Raw genomic sequence first — 19730 nt, forward strand, 5'->3', positions numbered from 1 at the left:
CGCTTTATCACGGATAAATTATCGACCGAAAAAGTGTTTAGATTTCAAGCAACCAGCGATTGTCTTTAAAGAAATGGTATTGGCTGCTTGATATTGGCGAGTGTCGCACTTCGCAGTTGAATTCGGGCATACACACCGAGCCAACCACGCTTTAAGCGAGCTACTGTACGAGCAATATGATTACCGCCCGTTGGCGTATTGAGTGACTCACATTTTGCCTGCCCTAGCACAATCAACTCCACTTTGGAGAATCCACTGCCCAACGTCACCTTACCGATAAAATCGGCACCACCGTCACCCGAGCCTTGAGTCACCCAGCCTTTTTGATAAATTCCAAGCTCCCTATCGATTACGCGCTCTGCAATAACCTCTGCAAGCGCCTCAAATCTATGCTTCTTGTTGGCATAGTAATCATAAATTTGATTTAAAATTTTATCGGACTCAGATCCCGGAATAGGCTTTTGATTTACCGTTTTCTCTAGACTCAGTTTGGAAACTCGGCGGCGTAATTTATTAAGGGAATTACTGCCTTCATTTAGCCATTGTCGCCAGCTTTTAGGGGCGGCATTATTGGTTATCGCAAGCGAAAAGCCTTTCTTACGGCGGCTATTTATCCAATCCCATTCGAATACTTCATGCTCCGCAGCAATGCAAAGCACAGTAAAATCAAAGGCATAATTTGTAAAAGTGCGAGCTAATTTATTGTCCCACTGAGTCACTAATTCGACACTATTGATGATCCCCAATCCATAAAATTGCGGATAGCCTTTAGCGACGCCATTAACTATCGCCCGCTTAAAAAACAAGATAGGTGGAGTTAATAATCTCTCGTCCACACTGTGTGAATGGGCTAAACGAAACGCTTCAAGTAGTGCTTTATTTCCTGGTGCTGTGGCAGGATCTTTACCAGGTTCTTTGTTGTCACCAAAGTAGCGAATATGGCCATTATCAACGTCATAAAAATCTTCCCAGGGGGTTTCTACTGATCCTTTTTTATTTGGGCTACTGGAAATCAGTATTGCCGGGCGCACAAGTTGACCCAAGCTCGTTTTGATTTTGGCGCAGGGATTGATTCCCTTTTCAAGTTGCAGGTTGTTGGCATCAATGGATTTGGTTAGAAAGTGGAAATTGAGGTGGCCATCTTCATACATGTTTTTACCACATGCTGGCTTTTTATATCTCAGTACATCACCAATCTGAATTTCCATTATTCGTCACCAATCCTTATCTAAGCAGCTTGGTGCAATATAACATACTGATATTTAATTAAAAGAAATGTGGATACCAATTGTGAGTATGCGCTTATTCAACTGCTAATTTGTAACCTCATTCAAGGCTCACACTGAAGTTGACGCGATACGAGGGCTTCATAGCGGAAAATGGTATCGATAAGCAGGCCCTCTGCGCCATGGATGGCGCGGTGGAGCCCTCATGGAAGAGTTTACGGCGTGCCTGCGGGCGATACCATTTTGTGGCCACTGTTGAGACTTAAAGCTAAGCACTCACTACTGCCCACTCGGCAATAAGTACCTCGTACTTCGGCCGCCGGCGTCAGCTTTCACTAAAAAGCCTTGCTCGACCATTTGCGCAAGGTGACGGGTGGCGGTGGCGCGACTCACCTTAGCGACTTTTTGGTACTGGCTACTATTCATCCCTAATTCAAAATCGCCATCTAACATCCGATTGAGCACTTTGGCTTGCTCTTGACTCAATAAGGATTGATCGACATTTTGCCAATACTGCGTTTTTAGCAGAGTCTTGTTCACATCAGCCATCGCATTGAGCAAACAATCATTGAGGGTTTCAAAAAACCATACTAACCAAGGAGTAATATCGACATCGCCCCTTTGGGTGGACTCTAAAATGTCATAGTAGGCTTGGCGACGGGCAAGAATACTGACCGACATAGCGTAAAAACGAATTGAGCGTTTTTCTGCTTGCGCCAAAGCTAAATCGGTCAATAAACGCGTGATGCGCCCATTACCATCATCAAGCGGATGCAGAGTCACAAACCAAAGGTGAGTTATCGCCGCGCGGATAAGCGGATCTAAACCCAGATCTTGCCTTGATGCATTAAACCATTCAATAAACTGTGAGAGTTCAGCGTCCAAAGTCGCTCGAGAGGGTGTCTCAAAATGTACCGTTGGTTTATCAATCCGGCCTGAGACAACCTGCATAGGCGTATCGCCACGTAGCACTCCACCAATAACGGGGTTTAACAGCGTATAACCCTGGGGAAATAACTGTTTATGCCAACCTAATATCCGCTCAAGGGTTAACTCTGTATCTAAATTTTTTAAGGCATCGAGCATAATGTCGGCCAAACCATCGGTTTGTGCCGTGGTCGGATACGGTTTGTCTTCGGACACACCGAGTTTTTTAGCCAAGGATGAGCGCACCGAAGCCGCATTGAGCTTTTCACCTTCAATGGCACTGGAGTGGATAATGTTAGCGAGTAAGGTGTCGAGTGCTGCCGCTGAGGTTAACTGGCTGTCGTCGTGACTTAGCATTTGCTTGCCGAGCAGTTGGCCCTGATTGAAATATACCTGACGCAGCAAGGCATCAATGCTGCTGGTATTCCAATGAAATTTAGGCCAATCGGCTTGCTGCCAAATCCACATATCCTACCCCATGAGTCAAATAACAAGCCTATTCTACTCACACAATGAGTCAATTAACAAACCTATTCGCCTCACAAAATGAGGCAAATAATACAAGTAATTGCCTCACCTTGCCCAACTGCTTCTAGCATAAAGGAATTTATCCTGTTGATTACCTCTACAACGCAATACCGACGCAACGCCAGCTTTGCGCTGCCAAAACCTGTGCACTGCGATATACTGCCAACGTTGATAAAACGCTAATGTTAAACCCCAATTTACCTACCCATCGCGACCACGCTGACAAGAATGCCGAGCCTAATCCATGCCTGATAACCCAACTATTGCCACCCTTCCCGATTCTCAAAGGCATAACCATAGTGAAGATGTGCAGCTCAATCAGCCACAGTGCGATTCGACTAAACCAAATGAAATCAGGCCAAGCTTACTCGCGCCGAATGCAACCAAGCCAAGTGCAACCAAGCCGAGTGCAATCGAGCCAAATGCGATTAAGCATGAGTCGGTTGTTGCCGAGCAAAAACAGAAGGTTATTTTTATCGGCTTGCCCCGCACGGGGACGACGAGCGTAAGCGTGGCGCTATTGGAGCAAGGCTTAAAAGTGGCACATATGGCGTTTACTAAAGCAGCCTTTATGCAGGCTGATGCGATTTCCGATGCGCCTTGTTTTAGTGATTTCAAGCAGTTGGATGAATTATTCCCCGAGGCCAAGTTTGTTTATCTTGACCGCGAGTTAGACTCTTGGGTGCCGTCGATGCAGATGTTACTCAGCCGAATGCTGCCACATTTGGATGCCAAAACTGGCCGATTCCACCCAATCATGAAGCGCAGCTTTCGCCATAGCTTTGGCGTAGGAATGGTAGAAAATCCGCAGGATGAACAACATCTTATCGATTGTTATCAGCGTCATAAAGCTGAGGTGGTTAACTACTTTGCGGGCAGACACGACTTACTCAGTATCGATGTGAGCCAACAAGGTGCCCTCGGTCAGCTATTGGCTTTTATGGGCCTAGCCGCTACCGAAAATCAGCAGAACTTTCCTATGCTCAATGTCGGCCGCAATGTGGCTAGTTGGGATGAATATAAACACCCGAATAAGATCAGCGCCAATGCCTCGGGGCCTGAAAAACGTAAGTTCTTTGATTATAAAATCTAGGTTCTAGGTTCTAGGTTCTAGGTTAATCATTATTTTTCCGACGCTTAACCACAGTTAGCCAGTCGAGACTCACGCCCGAAATCGCATTAAAACCGCGAATACGGAAGATAAGTTGCAGTAACTGCGGCCGAGGCCTGACTTTGGGTTCGACCGAGCGTGGAATAAACCACAGTGTCACAAATGCGCGCAGTATGGTCGATACTAAAAACACTACAAAAATCGGGCTACTGAGCCAAGCATTCCAGCCTGACCAGACTAAAAAATCCGCCGCATGGGAGGCTATCGTGCCACCGACCATTGCCCCCACAAATACGAATCCCGCACTGAGTGACGCTTGCAACGCTGCATAGGTAGCAAAGTCACTGCGAAAGGGACGAATATCATAAAGGTAATTGGCGGTACTTAAGGTAAAGCCGCTCCACGCCAGCCCAGAAAATGCCTGAATAAGGATAATATACAGATAGTTATCGGAAAACAGCCATAACAATGGCAAGCTTGGGATCATGCAGCTGGTAATAATCATCACCAAACGATTGCCGAATTGATCGCTAAATCGCCCCCAAAACTTTAGCGTCACAAATTGAGTCGCTATCGAGGCCACACTCGCGAGCACAAATTCGATGTAGCTAAAGTGCAGGTTTTCTAGCATATACACAGCGAAAAATGGCGCCGATATGGCGACCATCGCCTGCATACTGGCCACAAACAAGCTGTACTGGCGAAAGGTTTTATCCTTCCATGCGCCGCGAAAATTGCGAATGGTTTGGATAAACACGCCGCGCTGCTTGGCTTCACGCGGATCAGGATCGTGCATTTGCAGTAATAACCAAGCCGAGACAAAACGCCCCATGGCGGCAATCGAAAACAGCAGCGTAAAACCCAACCACGCCATTTGCTGCGAATCGGTCAAGGTCAGAATACCACCGCCAATAAAGAACACGCTTAAGGATGCGCCCATGGTTAAGCGGGTACGCGCCGCGAAAAAAGCGCCACGGCGACGTTCAGGCACGATTGACCCCATCCACGCACGCCAATGGGGTTGGATAAGATTAATAAAACCGTGATACCCCACGGCGAGCGCGATAAATATCCATACTGCGTGCTCAGGCCGAAAGGCCGCTAACGCGCCCATTCCTAATACCAACACAGCCTGTAAAGCAGCACAGTAAACAATAAAACTACGACGGGAAAAGTGACTCGCTAACCAGACGGAAACTAACTGCGACATCGCCCCGAAGAGCTGCGGTAATCCAGTAACAAAACCCATTTGCGCAAGACTAGCACCGAGAAAAATCGCGTAAGCATTAAAAAAGTTATCGCTGGTTGCCGTCATCATCGACGAGGCAACGGCTTCCTGCTGCGAGCGGCGTAGAGTACACCTTAACCAGAGATTTCTGGCGCTACGGCGCGCACAAGTTAATGCAGTGGGTACTTCGTGGTTGCCCATTCCAAGCCAAATCCATATGAGACTAAGGGTTTTTAATGGTGCAATTATGTCGTATATAAGCAAAAAACAAAACGCCCCGTTTGGGGCGTTTGCTAAAAGAAAGCAGACTAGAAACAGGCTTTAAGTTCAGCCTCTTGGTCGAGCAGGCTTTGATACAAGGTAAACTGATTCGCCGCTCTATCCAGATTATGACCCTCACGGTGCACGTGGAAATACACGTCGCCATTGAGATAATCCGTTAAAAAACGCACGCCGATCATCAGGCAAATGACTCGCGCCCCAAGCCAAAGGCTGCGCTTTTCGACCTCTGTTAATACCTCGGAGAGCTCACTTAAATAGCCACGGCAAATGGCGGCAAAGATCGACTGGCGCACTTTAACATTTTCAAGGGCAGTAGAATCTTCTTCCTCGGGCGAACAGAAAGTACGCACCATATCGCCAAAGTCATACATTAGATGACCTTTCATGCAGGTGTCTAAATCGATAATCGCCATGCTCGACATGTCGCGCTTATCAAACAGCATATTGTTGATTTTAGTGTCGTTATGGCAGATCCGCAGCGGTAACTGCGGCGAGATTTCAGCCAGTTCATCCAATAAACTCTGCTGCGACAGCGCGTAATCAACCCATTGACGGCACGACTCTAAGCGTTTGGCTTTATCCTGCTGCACCGCTTGGCGCAGCATTTCCATCCGCCCAGGCAAGTGATGAAACTGCGGGATCACATCTTCAAGCTCAGTGGCGTCAAAATCACTTAATGCACAGGCAAAGTGACCAAAGGCCTTGGCGGCCATTTCGGCTTGCGCTTCAGACTTCACCACTTCGATACTTAAACTATGGGGTAAATAACTGATCGCACGCCAAAATCCCTGCTCACCTAAGTCGATAGCAAGTTCACCCTCTTGGGTAAGACAAGGGCTAACCACTTGCAGACCATATTGCTGCTGCAATGCCTTGGCGCATAAGTGATGGCTGATCTTATCGGCATTACTCACCAGCGCCTGCGGCGTCTTAAACACTTGGGTGTTAATACGTTGCAGCACCAATTCACCCGTAGGCCAACGCACTAATAAGGTGTCGTTAATATGACCATTCCCTAACGCTGAGATTTTTGCCTCGTCGGCTTCAATTCCAAAATGAGGCAACACTGACTGCCTAATGAGTTTTATCACCCAATAACTCCATTAATTTTTGCTTTACCCAGACAGTATCCTGCGGATAGGTCACACCGAGCCAAGGTTCGCTGGCCACATCAACATAGACGGGCACACCTTGCTCAATTGCCGCCTGAACCACAGCAGGCAAATAGCATTCCGATTTCGGCAATTGGCCCTGTTGTTCAATAAATGCGGTTAATAGCTGTTTAATAACATCAAATATGCTTGGCGAGAAGCCCCAGCAGGTCATGGATACCAGCGACTGTGGAGGAAGCTTTGCCAATCCATTTGGTCCTTCGCCCACAAAACCATCTTCTTGTGCTTGAATATTTAACCACTCGGCAACCGAGCGTAACTGCCCATGCTCAACTTGGCATAAGCCACGGTTTACTCCACCATGTTCAGATAACGTTAGCTCGATAGGATAAGCCACCATCATCCAATCCTTAGGTCTGGCGGTTAAGCCTTGTGCTAACGAGGCAAAGGCGCTGTCACCGTAAAAGTCATCGGCATTGATCACTGCCATTGGTCCTGTTACCCAATCGCGGGCACACCAGAGCGCATGTGCTGTCCCCCAAGGCTTTAAACGATGGCTAAAATCAGCAAGCTTTGCGTCTTGTGGTAAATCACTTAATGACTGGTAGCAAAAGTGATATTCAAAGTTTGCGGGTAAAAACTGCGTCAATATCCCGGAGAGCTCCGCCTCAAGCTCAGGGCGGATCACTAATACGGCGCGCTGAAATCCACTGCGAATAGCCGATAAAATAGATAACACCAACATGGGTTCGCCAGCAGGCCCAAGGGAGGCTAACTGCTTATCGCCGCCAAAACGACTTCCAAGGCCCGCCGCCATAATGACTAAGGTCAAATCTGTATTCATGTGGGATTGAGTTTTCAGTTCGTATTAAAGAAATTTTCCCGAACCTCGCCGTCATCGGCTATGCGAGCGCATGTAACACAAGATCGGAGAAAAAGAGGAGCAAAAGTGTAATCTACCCCTCTAATCCTGACTAGCATTTAAGCTTATTTTTATCTATTTAACGGGCTAAATAAGTTCCAAAGGCACGATTTGGCTCTAAAACCGCTTGGCTGCCTTTGAGGCTGAACTTATAACCACACAAACCAATGCTACCACGGCGGGCTAAATCGGTAATGATATTAGCGGTATCGAGCGGCGTGAAACGCGCTTCAGTGGCAGAGTCGGCAAGCAAATCCACAGTGATAGTGCGATACTCAGTGCCATTATTAAACACTAATGCACTACAACTCTTATCACCCTTCGCCGTAGCAATAGACCATAGGTTTTGCGGCTTGTCGCGTTCACCCAACCAACGAATAATTAATACATCTTGCTCTAATGCCACCGAAAAACCGTCGGGCAGATCTAAGGTCACACGATCGCTTGCTGCAATAGGTGCTGAAGGCACCGCTGGCACGACCGATTCGTCTACCTGCGACTCATCAGAACTAGGCCATAATCCCCATACCAGCAAGACTAACAACACAGCGCCCGCACCGCCGCCGACAGGCAACCAGTAACGGCGCTCCAGCTTAGGTAATTTAGGCAACTTAACATAACGACGATAAGGGGCAAAAAACTCCGCAACGCCCCTAAACAATTCGGTCATAGAACCGGATTCTTTAGCTTCGGCGCGGCGACGACGCACTTCTTCAGCATGCTCGGTGTCATTAAAAACATCGGCATTGTCATCGGGATCAAAGCGCCACACCGGCTCATCACTGTGCTCAGCAGGATCGAGCGGCGCACGCTTAAATTCTTCTCCCTGCAAATCCACTTGAGCTAAATCTACCTCGGCGAGGTCGATTCGCGTTTGCTCTACTCGGCTCGGATTAGCGGGACGAAAATCGGCATGCCCCTCAATTACAGCATCAGGCACCACAAAATCCGCTGGATTGGCAGTCATCTTGGTTAAGGCATCAAAGCGCAGCTCATCTTGGCGCAAAACCTCAAGTTCTGGCTCAGCAACAGCAGACGAAATAGTTGGCTCTGTCTGGGAATAAGCTTCTGCCGGAGTCGCAACAGGAATATTTGCTGATACATCAGGCACCGCATTTTGCGCAGCAGCCGCCTTTGGCGTGATCACAGGTTCAACTCGGCGACGGGGGATCGCCTGCGAGATAGGCGCATCGAGTGCTGGTCCATAATAACCAAAACGGTAATCCACTATAGTTGGCGACTTCAAACGGGTTCCCCAAAAAGTCGCGCCAGCCCCCAACACTAACCCTAATATCGCCAATACTGGTGGCGGAGCCACAATATACAGCGCCAGTAAAATCAGCAGCGGCAACATAAACACCACCACTAAAGCCTTAGGCTTGGCCGCATCATTTAAACGACGCAGCGCCGTGAGGGCAAGTAAAGGCAGGCCTACTAACGCTAAAAGATACATGAGAAAGTTCGCCCCAAATGCGGCGACAGCCAGTGATATGCCTAAATAGACACCAACACTGATAACAACAAAGCGGGGGCGGGAATCACGCCCGTGAAGGCAGAAAAGAGATTTTAACAGCACGACCCTTCCTTTATAGTGAAATAATTCAAGCGCACACGACCTTCTATGTCGTATAAGCATGAGCGTAACGAATTTAGCCGCACTTGTCAGTGCAATAAAGACGCTAGATAAGCAAAAATGCTGATTATATCCATCTAAAGCTAAATCAGGCTTAATTCTCAGGCTCAGCAAGGCTTAGGGACGCAGAGATTTTCAGTATCCGATCTTTGAGTCACAGTAAACCGTAAAAATGCACCAACGTCAGCGTTAACTGTCGCAAAACATAAATAGACAACAATTGCTGGCTAACAAGCCCTAGCGTTTTTAAGGTCAAAATCTGTATAATACTCGGCTTTCTGGGCCCTTCTTGCGTTAACCAACTGGATATTTAGCTCATGACCGCACGCGGAAATTTATTTATTGTGTCAGCGCCAAGTGGTGCGGGTAAATCCTCGCTAATTTCGGCATTGTTAAAAGACAAACCTGCCGATATGCAGGTTTCAGTATCGCACACCACCCGCGCGCCGCGCCCAGGTGAAGTTGATGGTCAACACTACCATTTTGTTAATGTTGAAGAATTTAAAGCACTGATCGCGCAAAATGCCTTTTTTGAGTGGGCCGAAGTGTTTGGCAATTACTACGGCACATCGCGCCATGTGATTGAGCACACCTTAACTCAAGGTATTGATGTGTTTCTCGATATCGACTGGCAAGGTGCCCAACAAGTCAAAGCTTTGATGCCAGAAGCCGTGGGCGTATTTATTCTGCCACCCTCAAGGGATGAGCTAGAGCGTCGCCTGACTGGCCGCGGTCAAGACAGCCAGGATGTGATCGCCAGCCGTATGGCACAGGCGGTTTCTGAAATGTCGCACTATAAAGAATATGATTTTATTATCGTCAATGACGATTTTGACACAGCACTGGCGGATCTGCGGGCGATCATTCGCAGCCAACGCTTAACGGGTGCTAGTCAGATCCACGCGCAAAATGATATGCTTAACGATCTGTTGGCAGGCTAACTGCCATAGTGTACAATTTTGCGTCATTTTTTCCCTAGATAAACTGGAGTTTCAACACATGGCTCGCGTAACTGTAGAAGACGCCGTAGAACAAATCGGCAACCGTTTTGATATGATCCTGGTTGCGGCGCGTCGTGCTCGCCAAATCGCCGTGCAGGGTAAAGACCCTATGGTTGAAGAGATGAACGACAAACCAACGGTTATCGCCCTGCGTGAAATCGAACTAGGTTTAGTGAATGCTCACACTTTAGATGCTGATGAGCGTCAAACTGTGCGTGAGCGTGAAGCTGCTGAAATCGCAGCTGTTGCCGCCATCGCTGAAGGCCGTTCACTATAAGTCTAATTGAGTCACACCTGTTTGGGTAAAGGAGAGCTGCCACTTGTATCTGTTTGAAGGTCTAAAGGAGTCTGCTTCCGGTTACTTAGAACCTGAACAGGTAGAATTGCTCAAGCAGGCTTACCAAGTTGCGCGTGATGCCCATGAAGGGCAAATGCGCACTAGCGGCGAACCTTATATTACCCATCCGGTTGCGGTTGCCCGCATCCTCGCCGAAATGCGTCTCGACCATGAGACGCTGATGGCGGCATTGCTGCATGACACCATCGAAGATACCTATGTCACCAAAGAAGATTTAGCCGAGCGATTTGGCGAATCGGTGGCTGAATTGGTTGAAGGGGTGTCTAAGCTCGACAAGCTGAAATTTCGCGATAAGAAAGAAGCTCAAGCAGAAAACTTTCGCAAAATGATGATGGCGATGACGCAGGATATCCGCGTTATTCTCATCAAGCTTGCCGACCGCACCCACAACATGCGCACCTTAGGCGCGCTGCGTCCTGACAAACGCCGTCGTATTGCCCGCGAAACCTTAGAGATTTACGCCCCCATTGCCAACCGACTCGGTATTCACAATATCAAGACTGAGTTAGAGGATTTGGGTTTTCAAGCCTATTATCCCATGCGCTATCGGGTACTAAGGGAAGTGGTAAAAGCGGCTCGAGGCAACCGTAAAGAGCTCATTCAAGGTATTGAGGCCGCGGTACTCACCCGCTTAAACGATGCGGGTATTAAGGGCAAAGTCAAAGGGCGCGAGAAAAACCTCTACTCCATCTATAACAAGATGCAGAGTAAAGAGCTGCAATTTCAAGAAGTCATGGATATCTATGCCTTCCGCGTGATTGTCGACTCCATCGATACGTGTTATCGCGTGCTCGGTGCGATGCATGGCCTGTATAAACCACGTCCAGGTCGCTTTAAAGATTATATTGCTATCCCAAAAGCCAACGGCTATCAGTCGCTACATACCTCGTTATTCGGTCCCCACGGCGTACCCGTCGAGATCCAAATTCGTACCGAAGATATGGATCAAATGGCCGACAAAGGGGTTGCGGCTCACTGGGCTTACAAAGGCGGTGCCGATGGTCAAGGCACCACCACGCAAGTGCGTGCCCGTAAGTGGATGCAAAGCTTGCTGGAACTGCAACAGAGCGCCAGCACCTCCTTCGAATTCGTAGAAAACGTTAAAACCGAACTCTTCCCCGAAGAGATTTACGTGTTTACCCCCGAAGGTCGCATTTTAGAATTACCGGTTAACGCCACCGCCGTCGACTTTGCCTATGAAGTCCACACCGATGTGGGTAATACCTGTGTCGGCGCCCGTGTTAACCGCCAAGCTTATCCGTTAAGCCAGCCATTAATCTCCGGCCAAACCGTTGAGATCATTACCGCTAAAGGCGCGCGTCCGAATGCCGCTTGGCTTAACTTTGTGGTCACGGGTAAAGCCCGCGCCAAAATCCGCCAAGTGCTCAAGAGCCTAAAAGCAGACGATGCCATTGCCCTTGGCCGCCGTTTGCTTAACCATGCGCTGGGTAAAACCAAGCTCGATAGCATCCCTGCCGAGCAGATTGATAAAGTCGTGCGCGATACTAAGCACGCCAATTTAAATTCCTTACTCGCCGACATCGGTCTTGGCAATGCCATGAGCATAGTCATCGCTCAACGTTTGATTGGCGATAATTTAGAGAATCAAGAGAGCCGCGATTCTCACCTGATGCCAATCCGCGGCGCCGAAGGCATGTTAGTGACCTTCGCCAACTGCTGCCGCCCCATCCCAGGTGATGCGGTGATAGCCCACGTGAGCCAAGGTAAAGGCTTAGTCGTCCACATGGAAAACTGCGCTAACATTCGCGGTTACCAAGGCGAGCCCGATAAATACATTCCCGTACAGTGGGATAATGTCGAAGGCGTCGAGTATCAAGCCAATCTGCGGGTGGAAATTGTTAACCACCAAGGCGCGCTGGCGAAGATCACCTCGATTATCGCCGCCGAGGGCTCGAACATTCACAACCTTAGCACCGAAGAGCGCGATGGCCGCGTTTACTTGATTAACCTGCGAATTTCGGTGAAAGACAGGATCCATTTAGCTAACGTGATGCGCCGTATCAGGGTACTGCCCGAGGTGTTGCGTACATCCCGTAATCGTTGATCATTATTTTAGAGAGAGCGTCATGGCAGAAAAAATCATTATCGCGACCGAAAACGCCCCAGCGGCAATTGGCACTTATTCTCAAGCGGTTAAAGTCGGCAACACAGTATATTTATCCGGCCAAATCCCACTGGTGCCAAGCACAATGCAAATCGTGAGCGATGATTTTGAGGCGCAAGTTGTGCAAGTGTTTGAAAACTTAACGGCCGTTTGTACCGCAGCCGGCGGCACAATCAACGATATCGTTAAGCTTAATATCTTCCTAACGGACTTAAGCCACTTCGCCAAAGTGAATGAAATCATGAGCCGTTACTTCAGCCAACCTTACCCAGCTCGCGCCGCTATCGGTGTGAAGCAGTTACCCAAAGATTCGCAAGTCGAAATGGATGGCGTGATGGAGCTGTAAGCTTCAACCGATATGAAAGGCGCTTAGGCGCCTTTTTTATTGCCTAATGCGCCCCGCGACTCCTGCTCTGACCTGTTATTAAGTTCATTTTCATTTCATACTCGCCCATTAGGCTGTTTTGCAGATTTAGTGATTTTACAATCTTGCAAACTATTTGCGCGGCCTCACAAAACTCGCCATACTGGGCACCTATGTTGGGGTGAAAATAACAATAAAGAACAGGGAATTGCCTATGGATAAAGCGATTAAGACGCCAATTGAAATGCTGGCGCACTGGGCGAATACGCGTGGGGATGAGATTTATTTGCGCCAGCCAATCAAGGGGCAATACCTTGATTTCACTTGGAATGAAGTACAAGAAAAAGTCCAACAACTTGCTGGCGCGTTGCGTCATTTAGGCTTAGAGCCGGGCGATAAGATTGCCGTTCTGTCTAAAAACTGTGCCGAATGGTTTATCACCGACCTCGCCCTGATGCACGGCGGCTATATCAGCGTTCCTATTTATCCGACTGCGAATCCAGATACCATTCGCTATGTATTGCAGCATAGTGGGGCTAAAGCGATTGTCCTCGGTAAGCTCGATCATTGGGCCGATCAAGAAGCCGGTGTCGGCGGCGAATTGCTGCGTCTCGCCATGCCCTACGACACCATGCCAGCTCAATATCAATGGGAACAATTGCTCAATATGGGCAACCCATTGATTGAAGCGCCATTACCCGAACCCGATCAGATAATGACGCTGATTTATACCTCGGGCTCAACGGGTCAACCTAAAGGTGCGATTCAAACCTATGCTAGCTATGGTTGGACTTGCCAAGCGGTGGTGCGCGATCTACGTACAGATGGTAAAGATAGATTATTGTCCTACTTACCGTTAGCCCATATTACCGAGCGCGTGGCGATTGAAGGCTCATCCTTTTATTCCGGCAGCACAGTCGCCTTCGTCGAAAGCTTAGACTCCTTCGTTGCGGATGTGCAGCGCGCTAAACCAACGGTGTTTTTCTCCGTTCCACGCCTGTGGAGCCTGTTCCAAAAGAACATTATCGACAAGATTGGTGTTGGCAAACTCAATCTATTGCTAAAAATTCCACTGATTAGCAGCCTAGTAAAACACAAGATCCATAAGGGCTTAGGACTCAACCATTGCCGTTTACTCGGCTCTGGCTCAGCGCCTATTCCACCCTCACTCATCCACTGGTATCACAGTATTGGGCTGGATATTTGTGAGGCTTGGGGCATGACAGAAAACTGTGCTTACTCCATCATCAACTACCCTTTCGATGCGCGTAAAATCGGCACTGTGGGTAAACCCGTGCAGGATTGCCAAATCCGCCAAGGTGAAGATGGCGAGCTACTCATTAAGAGCCCAGGCCTAATGACCGCCTATTATCTGCAACCTGAAGCCACCGCGGCGGCCTTCGATGCTGATGGTTTCTTCCATACCGGCGATCTCTGCGCCATCGATGCCGATGGTTGTGTGACTATCACCGGCCGCGTGAAAGACAACTTTAAAACCGCTAAAGGCAAATATGTGGCACCAGTGCCCATTGAGCGCAAGCTTGCACAAGATCCTCATGTGGAGCTGATTTGTGTTATTGGATCTGGTTTGCCGCACCCTGTAGCCCTAGTGCAACTCTCTGAGGGAGCTAACCTACAAGCCCGTGAAGAAGTACGCGCTTCCCTTAAAGCGACACTCGATAGTGTGAATCCACATTTAGAATCCCACGAACATGTGGATGCCATTGTGGTGGTGAGTGAACCTTGGACCATCGAAAACGATGTATTAACCCCCACACTGAAGATCAAGCGCCACGTGCTTGAGAAAGCCTTTAGCGAAAGGGTGGACGGGATCCGTGGTGCTCAAGTACGCTGGGAAGATGAGTTAGTCGCAAAATAACGTCAAAACGCATCGTTATGATTAAAGCACGCTCTTCGGCGTGCTTTTTTATGACATATTCTGTCAAAGCAAATTAAAAACACGTATCATGTACGCCTATCAGCGTAAGGTGATGCACCTTAAATTAATTCACTCAATCAGGTTTAACAGAGTCCAAAATGCTTATTGCACTTTCAATTATCGGCGGCTTTATTATTTTAACCTTAGGCGCAGAGGCCTTAGTCCGTGGCGCAAGCTCCATTGCACTTCGTCTTGGGATTACGCCGCTGGTGATCGGCTTAACGATTGTGGCTTTCGGTACCAGCGCACCAGAGCTTGCGGTAAGCGTAAAGTCAGCCTTGGCAGGCAATAGCGGCATTGCACTGGGTAACGTGATTGGCTCTAACATCGCCAACATTGGCTTAATTTTGGCAATTACTGCGCTTATTCGCCCGATCCAAGTTCAATCGCAGATGGTAAGACGGGATATTCCACTGATGATCCTCGCTTCTATGCTGTTTTGGGGATTATTGCTAGATGGCGAACTCAGCCTGACTGACGGCATCATTTTATTATCACTCCTTGTCGGCTACTTGGTTTTCAGCTATTTCAGCGCCAAAAATACTACTGATGCCGATGGTGAAGTTATTGAAGAAGGTCCTAAAAATCCATTGCTTTCAATCGCGTTTATTATTGTCGGCATCGGAATGTTAGTCGGCGGTGGCATTTTATTTGTGAATGGCGCTGTTGATTTAGCCAAAGTATTTGGTGTTAGTGAAGTCATTATCGGCCTGACTATTGTCGCTATTGGTACCAGTATGCCAGAGCTAGTGACCTCGGTTTTAGCGGCACTCAAAGGCGAAAGCGATATTGCTATTGGTAATATCGTTGGGTCAAATATATTTAATATATTAGGTATTCTTGGCGTGACCGCTGTCGTTTACCCTGTATCTGGGCTTGGTTTCCAACCCTTAGACTTTATTGTCATGCTGGCGTTAGCCGTAATCATTTTACCCTTTGCTTGGTCTGGCCTACGAATTGGTCGCCGCGAAGGTGCCACGCTGCTTATCGCTTACTTAGGCTACATGGTTTACCTCGTTAACCAAGCTAGCAGCCAAGCGGTAGTCTAACGATTTACACGTTCACCTTAGCTTACTAAAACACCGGAGCCACTCCGGTGTTTTACTTTTAGGGTTAAGACATGACATTTGTCATGCCTAATTGATGACCTTTGTGCCTGCACTCAGACCAAGGTATTTCTGATAATGAAGCCGTCCCCAAGCAATGGGTTATCACTTCAATAAGGAAATACCATGAAAACACTTTTACTGTTATCAAGCCTTACTCTCGCCTGCACGCCTGCGTTCGCGGCTTCGAACTCAAGCTCCAATATCGCTGAAGTAGACAAAGCGGCTAACACACTGAATATTGATAAATTGCAACAGCTCAGCACTGCCACTCAAGATTACGAGGCGGCTTATGCCAACTATCGTTTAGCCATCAGCGCCAATGTGATGGGACAAAAAACCATAGCAGATAATGCCTTAGCTTCGGCTCAAGCGAGCTTAGAAATCTTAACCAACAGTCAAGCCGATGCGGAATCCCTCGCGCTATTATCATCCGTGTATGGTATGCAAATCGCCTTGGATAACAGCAAAGGCGCTGAGCTTGGGATCAAATCCGCTAACGCCATTGCTCAGGCCGAACAGCTGGCACCGCTTAATCCGCGGGTCGCATTAGTGAAAGCGATTGCCGCCTATAATACGCCAGCAATGTTTGGGGGCAGCATGCAAGTTGCCAAGACGCTCGCCAGCAGCGCCATTGAGCGATTTAATCAACCTTGCGAGAACATTTGCTGGGGTGAGGCCGAAGCTTACACTTGGCGCGGACTGGCCAAACAAGAATTGGGGGATATCCAAGGCGCGATGGAAGATTGGCAACAGGCACTGCAAGTGGAAAAAGATTATGGTTGGGCTAAGTTTTTACTTCAGAAAAATCAGCAAATAAGTGCAAAATAACCCCAGAAAAGGCGAAAGGATTGGCTAATGTTTACGGCCAATCCTACTCTCAGCAGCCGCAAAATGGATCTTAGGCGAAGCGATATGACAAATAACCCCCTACAACTTGAACGAAAGCTCGCATGGGTGTACTTAATAAACCTCGCGTTTTATCTGATACCGCTGTTTATTACGCCTTATCCTAGCTGGCAAATTATCTTAATTTTAGCCGTGCTGGTTCCCTTTATTTACTGCTATTTTGGGACCTACCGCAGTAATTTCCGCAGCGCCCATCGGCCTATTATCGGCATGTTAGTACTTGCTATAGCCATTACCCCTATTAATCTAGGGTCCATCTCACTCTTTACCTTTGCCAGTTTCTTTATTGGTTTCTTTTATTCCTTTAGAGTTAGCTTGTTATGCTGGCTCGGGATACTAGTTACACTGTTCTTGCTCAACTACGTTAGTCAATTCAATAGCTACTATTTTCCAATGTACGGCTCAGCCTTAGTATTAGGGGTTGGTATGCTCGGTAAAGCAGAGCGAAGACGTTACCAGCATAGATTGAAGGAGCGACAAAGCGCCAAAGAGATCAGCACCTTAGCCACTATGGTTGAACGGGAGCGTATCGCCAGAGACTTGCACGATATTATGGGGCACAGTTTGTCATCGATTGCGCTAAAGGCTGAATTGGCCGAAAAACTACTGGCGAAACAAGAATATCAACTTGCAACGACTCAACTACAAGAGCTAGGACAAATTGCGCGGGAAAGCTTGAGCCAAATAAGGCATACCGTCTCAGACTATAAACACAAAGGCTTAGCAAGTTGCATCACCCAGCTATGTAATTCACTCAGGGATAAAGGCATCTACGTAGAGTTAATCGGTGAATTACCAAAACTACCCGCCAGAACAGAAAGCCAACTTGTGCTGATTTTAACTGAACTCGTGAATAATATTTTGCGCCACAGCAACGCGAGCCAATGCAGCATTCAATTTAGTGAGCAGGCAAATACCCTTAATGTCGAGGTTAAAGATAATGCCTTAGCAAGACCTTTTGTCGAAGGAAATGGGCTCACAGGTATCCGTGAACGTCTCGATAGCCTCGGAGGTCATTTCAGTTATAATCTTGAGCAGGGATATGCCTTTAGCGTTACTTTACCTTTGCAGGGAGCAACAGATTAATGAAGATTCTATTGGCAGAAGATCAAGCCATGGTGCGCGGCGCACTGGCGGCACTGTTAACCCTTGCTGGCGGTTTTGCCATTACCCAAGCCAGCGATGGCGACGAAGCATTAACCCTTCTCAAACAACAGCATTTTGACCTGTTACTGACGGATATTGAAATGCCGGGACGAACTGGTTTGGAACTAGCCGCTTGGCTAAAGGAGCAACATAGCCAAACCAAAGTGGTGGTGATCACAACTTTTGGCCGCGCAGGTTATATTAAACGCGCTATCGAAGCGGGTGTCGGTGGATTTTTGCTAAAAGATGCGCCCTCAGAAACCCTCGTCAGTTCAATTCAACAAGTGATGGCGGGCAAACGCGTTATCGATCCTGAGCTGGCAATGATGGTAATTGGCGATGTCGACCCCCTCAATGATAAAGAACGCCGCGCCCTTCGGTTTGCCAGCGAAGGCAAATCCACCGCCGAAATTGCCGAGATGCTGTTTATTGCCGAAGGCACGGTACGTAACTATTTATCCGAAGCCATCGCCAAACTCAATGCGAGCAACCGTATCGATGCCGCCCGCATTGCCAAACAAAAAGGCTGGTTATAGCTCAGCTAGTTGTCATAAATGCAGTAAATGCGCTCGAATTTTCCCGATGCAAGATCGTCTCGGTGGATAATAAAATTCAACCGCATAGAGTGCTCACTATAGATGACTTTAAGTAGCACCAGATAATCTTCGGCATTACCGCCTAACTCTGCCGCGGCGTGGAGTTCGGGGGCTTTATAGCGGCTATCTCCATGGTCATTAATGCTAGCGATACCATCGTAATACGGCAGCGGCTGCTCGGGGACGAGCAATGCCTGCAAGTTAGATGACTGCCACTCGGTATTAGCCCATTGCGATTGAGTGAGAATCTGGCCGGGAATTAACCCGTGTTTATTCATTTTCATCAGATCAAAGAAATAGAGCTGATCTTGCCACTCTGGTGCCAATTCATCTTCCGCAACCTCTAGGGCCTCCAGCACCATAGCTTGTTGCGGTTCAGGTAGCGCTTGTAAACGAGCCTTGGCTAACTTTACTAAATGCGGGTTGTCACTATTAATCATGTCAGGGGCTATCATCTTAATGCTAGCAATCCCCTGAAGTTGATAAGCCGCCTCATACTCATAGTTTGTACAGACAGCATCGTCGAACTTAAGTTCAGCAATCGTTCTCCCAGAGTTCAGTTGCTGATCTTCAACGACATAATAAACATGGCCGCGAAGCATTTCCGAGAATCGCCAGCGCTCTAAAAAGAATAACAATCGCCCTTCTCGGGGTAAATAAGATTGCAACGCCTTCAGTTCGCTACAATTGATTTGTGCGATAAATTGCATCGGCACACGGAAGGCTTGCGCAGCCTCGTCCCAATCCCAATCTTGCGACCACCCATAATGCTCCTCGATATACTCGCGAGTATGGTCGAATTCCTCAGCGTAAGCATCCAGCATCTCCTCCCTTCCGACCAAGGTCACCGGATAATCCATCCCTACAGGTAAATCCGGCAATCCACCCAGTCGGCTGTTACCTAACTGGCTATAGTCTTCGTTTGCACAGGGATAGAGATCGACACTACTGCGAATAAACGCCGAGAGCACGTTGGCAAGATGTGGGCCTTTAAACTGCGCCAGCTTTTGCTCTAGCAGCTGCTGACGAATGGGGGAATTTTCTGCTAATAACATATCCATATTGACCTCACGACTCCAATGTTTGCTTTTTATCATTTCTATCAACTATTTGCTATCGTCCAATATGGCAAATTGCCAAAGCTATTACAGGAACCGCAAACTCAGAGCAAATGACTTACTCATGAGGCAAGCAACAACCTAGGCGATAGAAAACTC

General features: G+C 48.0%; 17 protein-coding genes. 10 read left to right on the forward strand and 7 right to left on the reverse strand.

Translation table 11 applies throughout. From position 1 onward, the window contains the following. Positions 1-65 precede the first annotated feature (65 nt). Positions 66-1208 carry a restriction endonuclease gene (locus tag AEA42_RS12220; RefSeq protein WP_231640387.1) on the reverse strand — a complete coding sequence of 381 codons (1143 nt, stop codon included), beginning with the start codon at positions 1206-1208 and terminating at the stop codon, positions 66-68. Positions 1209-1505: 297 nt separating this feature from the next. Next, complete coding sequence (locus AEA42_RS12225) at positions 1506-2621, reverse strand: Fic family protein (RefSeq protein ID WP_055647867.1); 1116 nt, start codon at positions 2619-2621, stop codon at positions 1506-1508. Positions 2622-2925: 304 nt separating this feature from the next. Here AEA42_RS12225 and AEA42_RS22670 point away from each other — a divergent pair, with 304 nt between their 5' ends. After that, complete coding sequence (locus AEA42_RS22670) at positions 2926-3774, forward strand: sulfotransferase family protein (protein WP_055647868.1); 849 nt, start codon at positions 2926-2928, stop codon at positions 3772-3774. Positions 3775-3796: 22 nt separating this feature from the next. Here AEA42_RS22670 and AEA42_RS12235 read toward each other — a convergent pair whose 3' ends face one another. The 4 genes from AEA42_RS12235 to AEA42_RS12250 form a co-directional block, all read right to left on the reverse strand. Continuing rightward, a complete protein-coding gene (locus AEA42_RS12235; RefSeq protein ID WP_055647869.1) occupies positions 3797-5221 on the reverse strand; it encodes an MFS transporter in 1425 nt (474 codons plus the stop codon). A gap of 107 nt (positions 5222-5328) precedes the next feature. Then, positions 5329-6393, reverse strand: coding sequence for an aminoglycoside phosphotransferase family protein (locus AEA42_RS12240; RefSeq protein ID WP_055647870.1), 1065 nt, complete (start codon positions 6391-6393; stop codon positions 5329-5331). Continuing rightward, positions 6377-7258 carry an NTP transferase domain-containing protein gene (locus AEA42_RS12245; RefSeq protein ID WP_055647871.1) on the reverse strand — a complete coding sequence of 294 codons (882 nt, stop codon included), beginning with the start codon at positions 7256-7258 and terminating at the stop codon, positions 6377-6379. The genes AEA42_RS12240 and AEA42_RS12245 overlap by 17 nt, the downstream gene beginning before the upstream one ends. Before the next feature lie 157 nt (positions 7259-7415). Then, positions 7416-8912: a hypothetical protein gene (locus AEA42_RS12250; RefSeq protein ID WP_055647872.1), complete on the reverse strand. Its 1497-nt coding sequence runs from the start codon at positions 8910-8912 to the stop codon at positions 7416-7418. Between the two features lie 374 nt (positions 8913-9286). Between AEA42_RS12250 and gmk the strand changes: the two genes are divergently transcribed. From gmk to AEA42_RS12295, 9 genes are all read left to right on the forward strand, one after another. Further along, positions 9287-9910: a guanylate kinase gene (gene gmk / locus AEA42_RS12255; protein WP_037426419.1), complete on the forward strand. Its 624-nt coding sequence runs from the start codon at positions 9287-9289 to the stop codon at positions 9908-9910. 58 nt (positions 9911-9968) lie between these two features. Further along, on the forward strand, positions 9969-10247 hold the full coding sequence (gene rpoZ / locus AEA42_RS12260) for a DNA-directed RNA polymerase subunit omega (RefSeq protein ID WP_007651394.1): 279 nt from the start codon (positions 9969-9971) through the stop codon (positions 10245-10247). A gap of 43 nt (positions 10248-10290) precedes the next feature. Then, positions 10291-12393, forward strand: coding sequence for a bifunctional GTP diphosphokinase/guanosine-3',5'-bis pyrophosphate 3'-pyrophosphohydrolase (spoT, locus tag AEA42_RS12265; protein WP_037413695.1), 2103 nt, complete (start codon positions 10291-10293; stop codon positions 12391-12393). 22 nt (positions 12394-12415) lie between these two features. Beyond that, the gene (locus tag AEA42_RS12270; protein WP_011070722.1) at positions 12416-12799 is read left to right on the forward strand and encodes a RidA family protein; all 384 of its coding nucleotides are present in this window, start codon (positions 12416-12418) and stop codon (positions 12797-12799) included. A gap of 232 nt (positions 12800-13031) precedes the next feature. Continuing rightward, complete coding sequence (locus AEA42_RS12275) at positions 13032-14696, forward strand: AMP-binding protein (RefSeq protein ID WP_055647873.1); 1665 nt, start codon at positions 13032-13034, stop codon at positions 14694-14696. Between the two features lie 158 nt (positions 14697-14854). Continuing rightward, complete coding sequence (locus AEA42_RS12280; protein WP_055647874.1) at positions 14855-15805, forward strand: calcium/sodium antiporter; 951 nt, start codon at positions 14855-14857, stop codon at positions 15803-15805. A 183-nt stretch (positions 15806-15988) separates the two neighbouring features. Then, positions 15989-16693: a hypothetical protein gene (locus AEA42_RS12285; RefSeq protein ID WP_055647875.1), complete on the forward strand. Its 705-nt coding sequence runs from the start codon at positions 15989-15991 to the stop codon at positions 16691-16693. 84 nt (positions 16694-16777) lie between these two features. After that, the gene (locus AEA42_RS12290; protein ID WP_055647896.1) at positions 16778-17857 is read left to right on the forward strand and encodes a sensor histidine kinase; all 1080 of its coding nucleotides are present in this window, start codon (positions 16778-16780) and stop codon (positions 17855-17857) included. Further along, on the forward strand, positions 17857-18453 hold the full coding sequence (locus AEA42_RS12295; protein WP_055647876.1) for a response regulator transcription factor: 597 nt from the start codon (positions 17857-17859) through the stop codon (positions 18451-18453). Before AEA42_RS12290 ends, AEA42_RS12295 begins: the two co-directional genes overlap by 1 nt. A 5-nt stretch (positions 18454-18458) precedes the next feature. Here AEA42_RS12295 and AEA42_RS12300 read toward each other — a convergent pair whose 3' ends face one another. Next, on the reverse strand, positions 18459-19574 hold the full coding sequence (locus AEA42_RS12300; RefSeq protein ID WP_055647877.1) for a DUF1963 domain-containing protein: 1116 nt from the start codon (positions 19572-19574) through the stop codon (positions 18459-18461). Positions 19575-19730 lie beyond the last annotated feature (156 nt).

Source organism: Shewanella sp. Sh95 (genome assembly GCF_001308045.1).
Classification (GTDB): domain Bacteria; phylum Pseudomonadota; class Gammaproteobacteria; order Enterobacterales; family Shewanellaceae; genus Shewanella; species Shewanella xiamenensis.

Excerpts from the sequence above, each read along its gene's own strand:
- AEA42_RS12220 (WP_231640387.1), bottom strand. The coding sequence starts at position 1,208 with ATGGAAATTCAGATTGGTGATGTACTGAGATATAAAAAGCCAGCATGT.
- AEA42_RS12225 (WP_055647867.1), bottom strand. The coding sequence starts at position 2,621 with ATGTGGATTTGGCAGCAAGCCGATTGGCCTAAATTTCATTGGAATACC.
- AEA42_RS22670 (WP_055647868.1), top strand. The coding sequence starts at position 2,926 with ATGCCTGATAACCCAACTATTGCCACCCTTCCCGATTCTCAAAGGCAT.
- AEA42_RS12235 (WP_055647869.1), bottom strand. The coding sequence starts at position 5,221 with ATGGGCAACCACGAAGTACCCACTGCATTAACTTGTGCGCGCCGTAGC.
- AEA42_RS12245 (WP_055647871.1), bottom strand. The coding sequence starts at position 7,258 with ATGAATACAGATTTGACCTTAGTCATTATGGCGGCGGGCCTTGGAAGT.
- gmk (WP_037426419.1), top strand. The coding sequence starts at position 9,287 with ATGACCGCACGCGGAAATTTATTTATTGTGTCAGCGCCAAGTGGTGCG.
- rpoZ (WP_007651394.1), top strand. The coding sequence starts at position 9,969 with ATGGCTCGCGTAACTGTAGAAGACGCCGTAGAACAAATCGGCAACCGT.
- AEA42_RS12270 (WP_011070722.1), top strand. The coding sequence starts at position 12,416 with ATGGCAGAAAAAATCATTATCGCGACCGAAAACGCCCCAGCGGCAATT.
- AEA42_RS12275 (WP_055647873.1), top strand. The coding sequence starts at position 13,032 with ATGGATAAAGCGATTAAGACGCCAATTGAAATGCTGGCGCACTGGGCG.
- AEA42_RS12280 (WP_055647874.1), top strand. The coding sequence starts at position 14,855 with ATGCTTATTGCACTTTCAATTATCGGCGGCTTTATTATTTTAACCTTA.
- AEA42_RS12285 (WP_055647875.1), top strand. The coding sequence starts at position 15,989 with ATGAAAACACTTTTACTGTTATCAAGCCTTACTCTCGCCTGCACGCCT.
- AEA42_RS12290 (WP_055647896.1), top strand. The coding sequence starts at position 16,778 with ATGACAAATAACCCCCTACAACTTGAACGAAAGCTCGCATGGGTGTAC.
- AEA42_RS12295 (WP_055647876.1), top strand. The coding sequence starts at position 17,857 with ATGAAGATTCTATTGGCAGAAGATCAAGCCATGGTGCGCGGCGCACTG.
- AEA42_RS12300 (WP_055647877.1), bottom strand. The coding sequence starts at position 19,574 with ATGGATATGTTATTAGCAGAAAATTCCCCCATTCGTCAGCAGCTGCTA.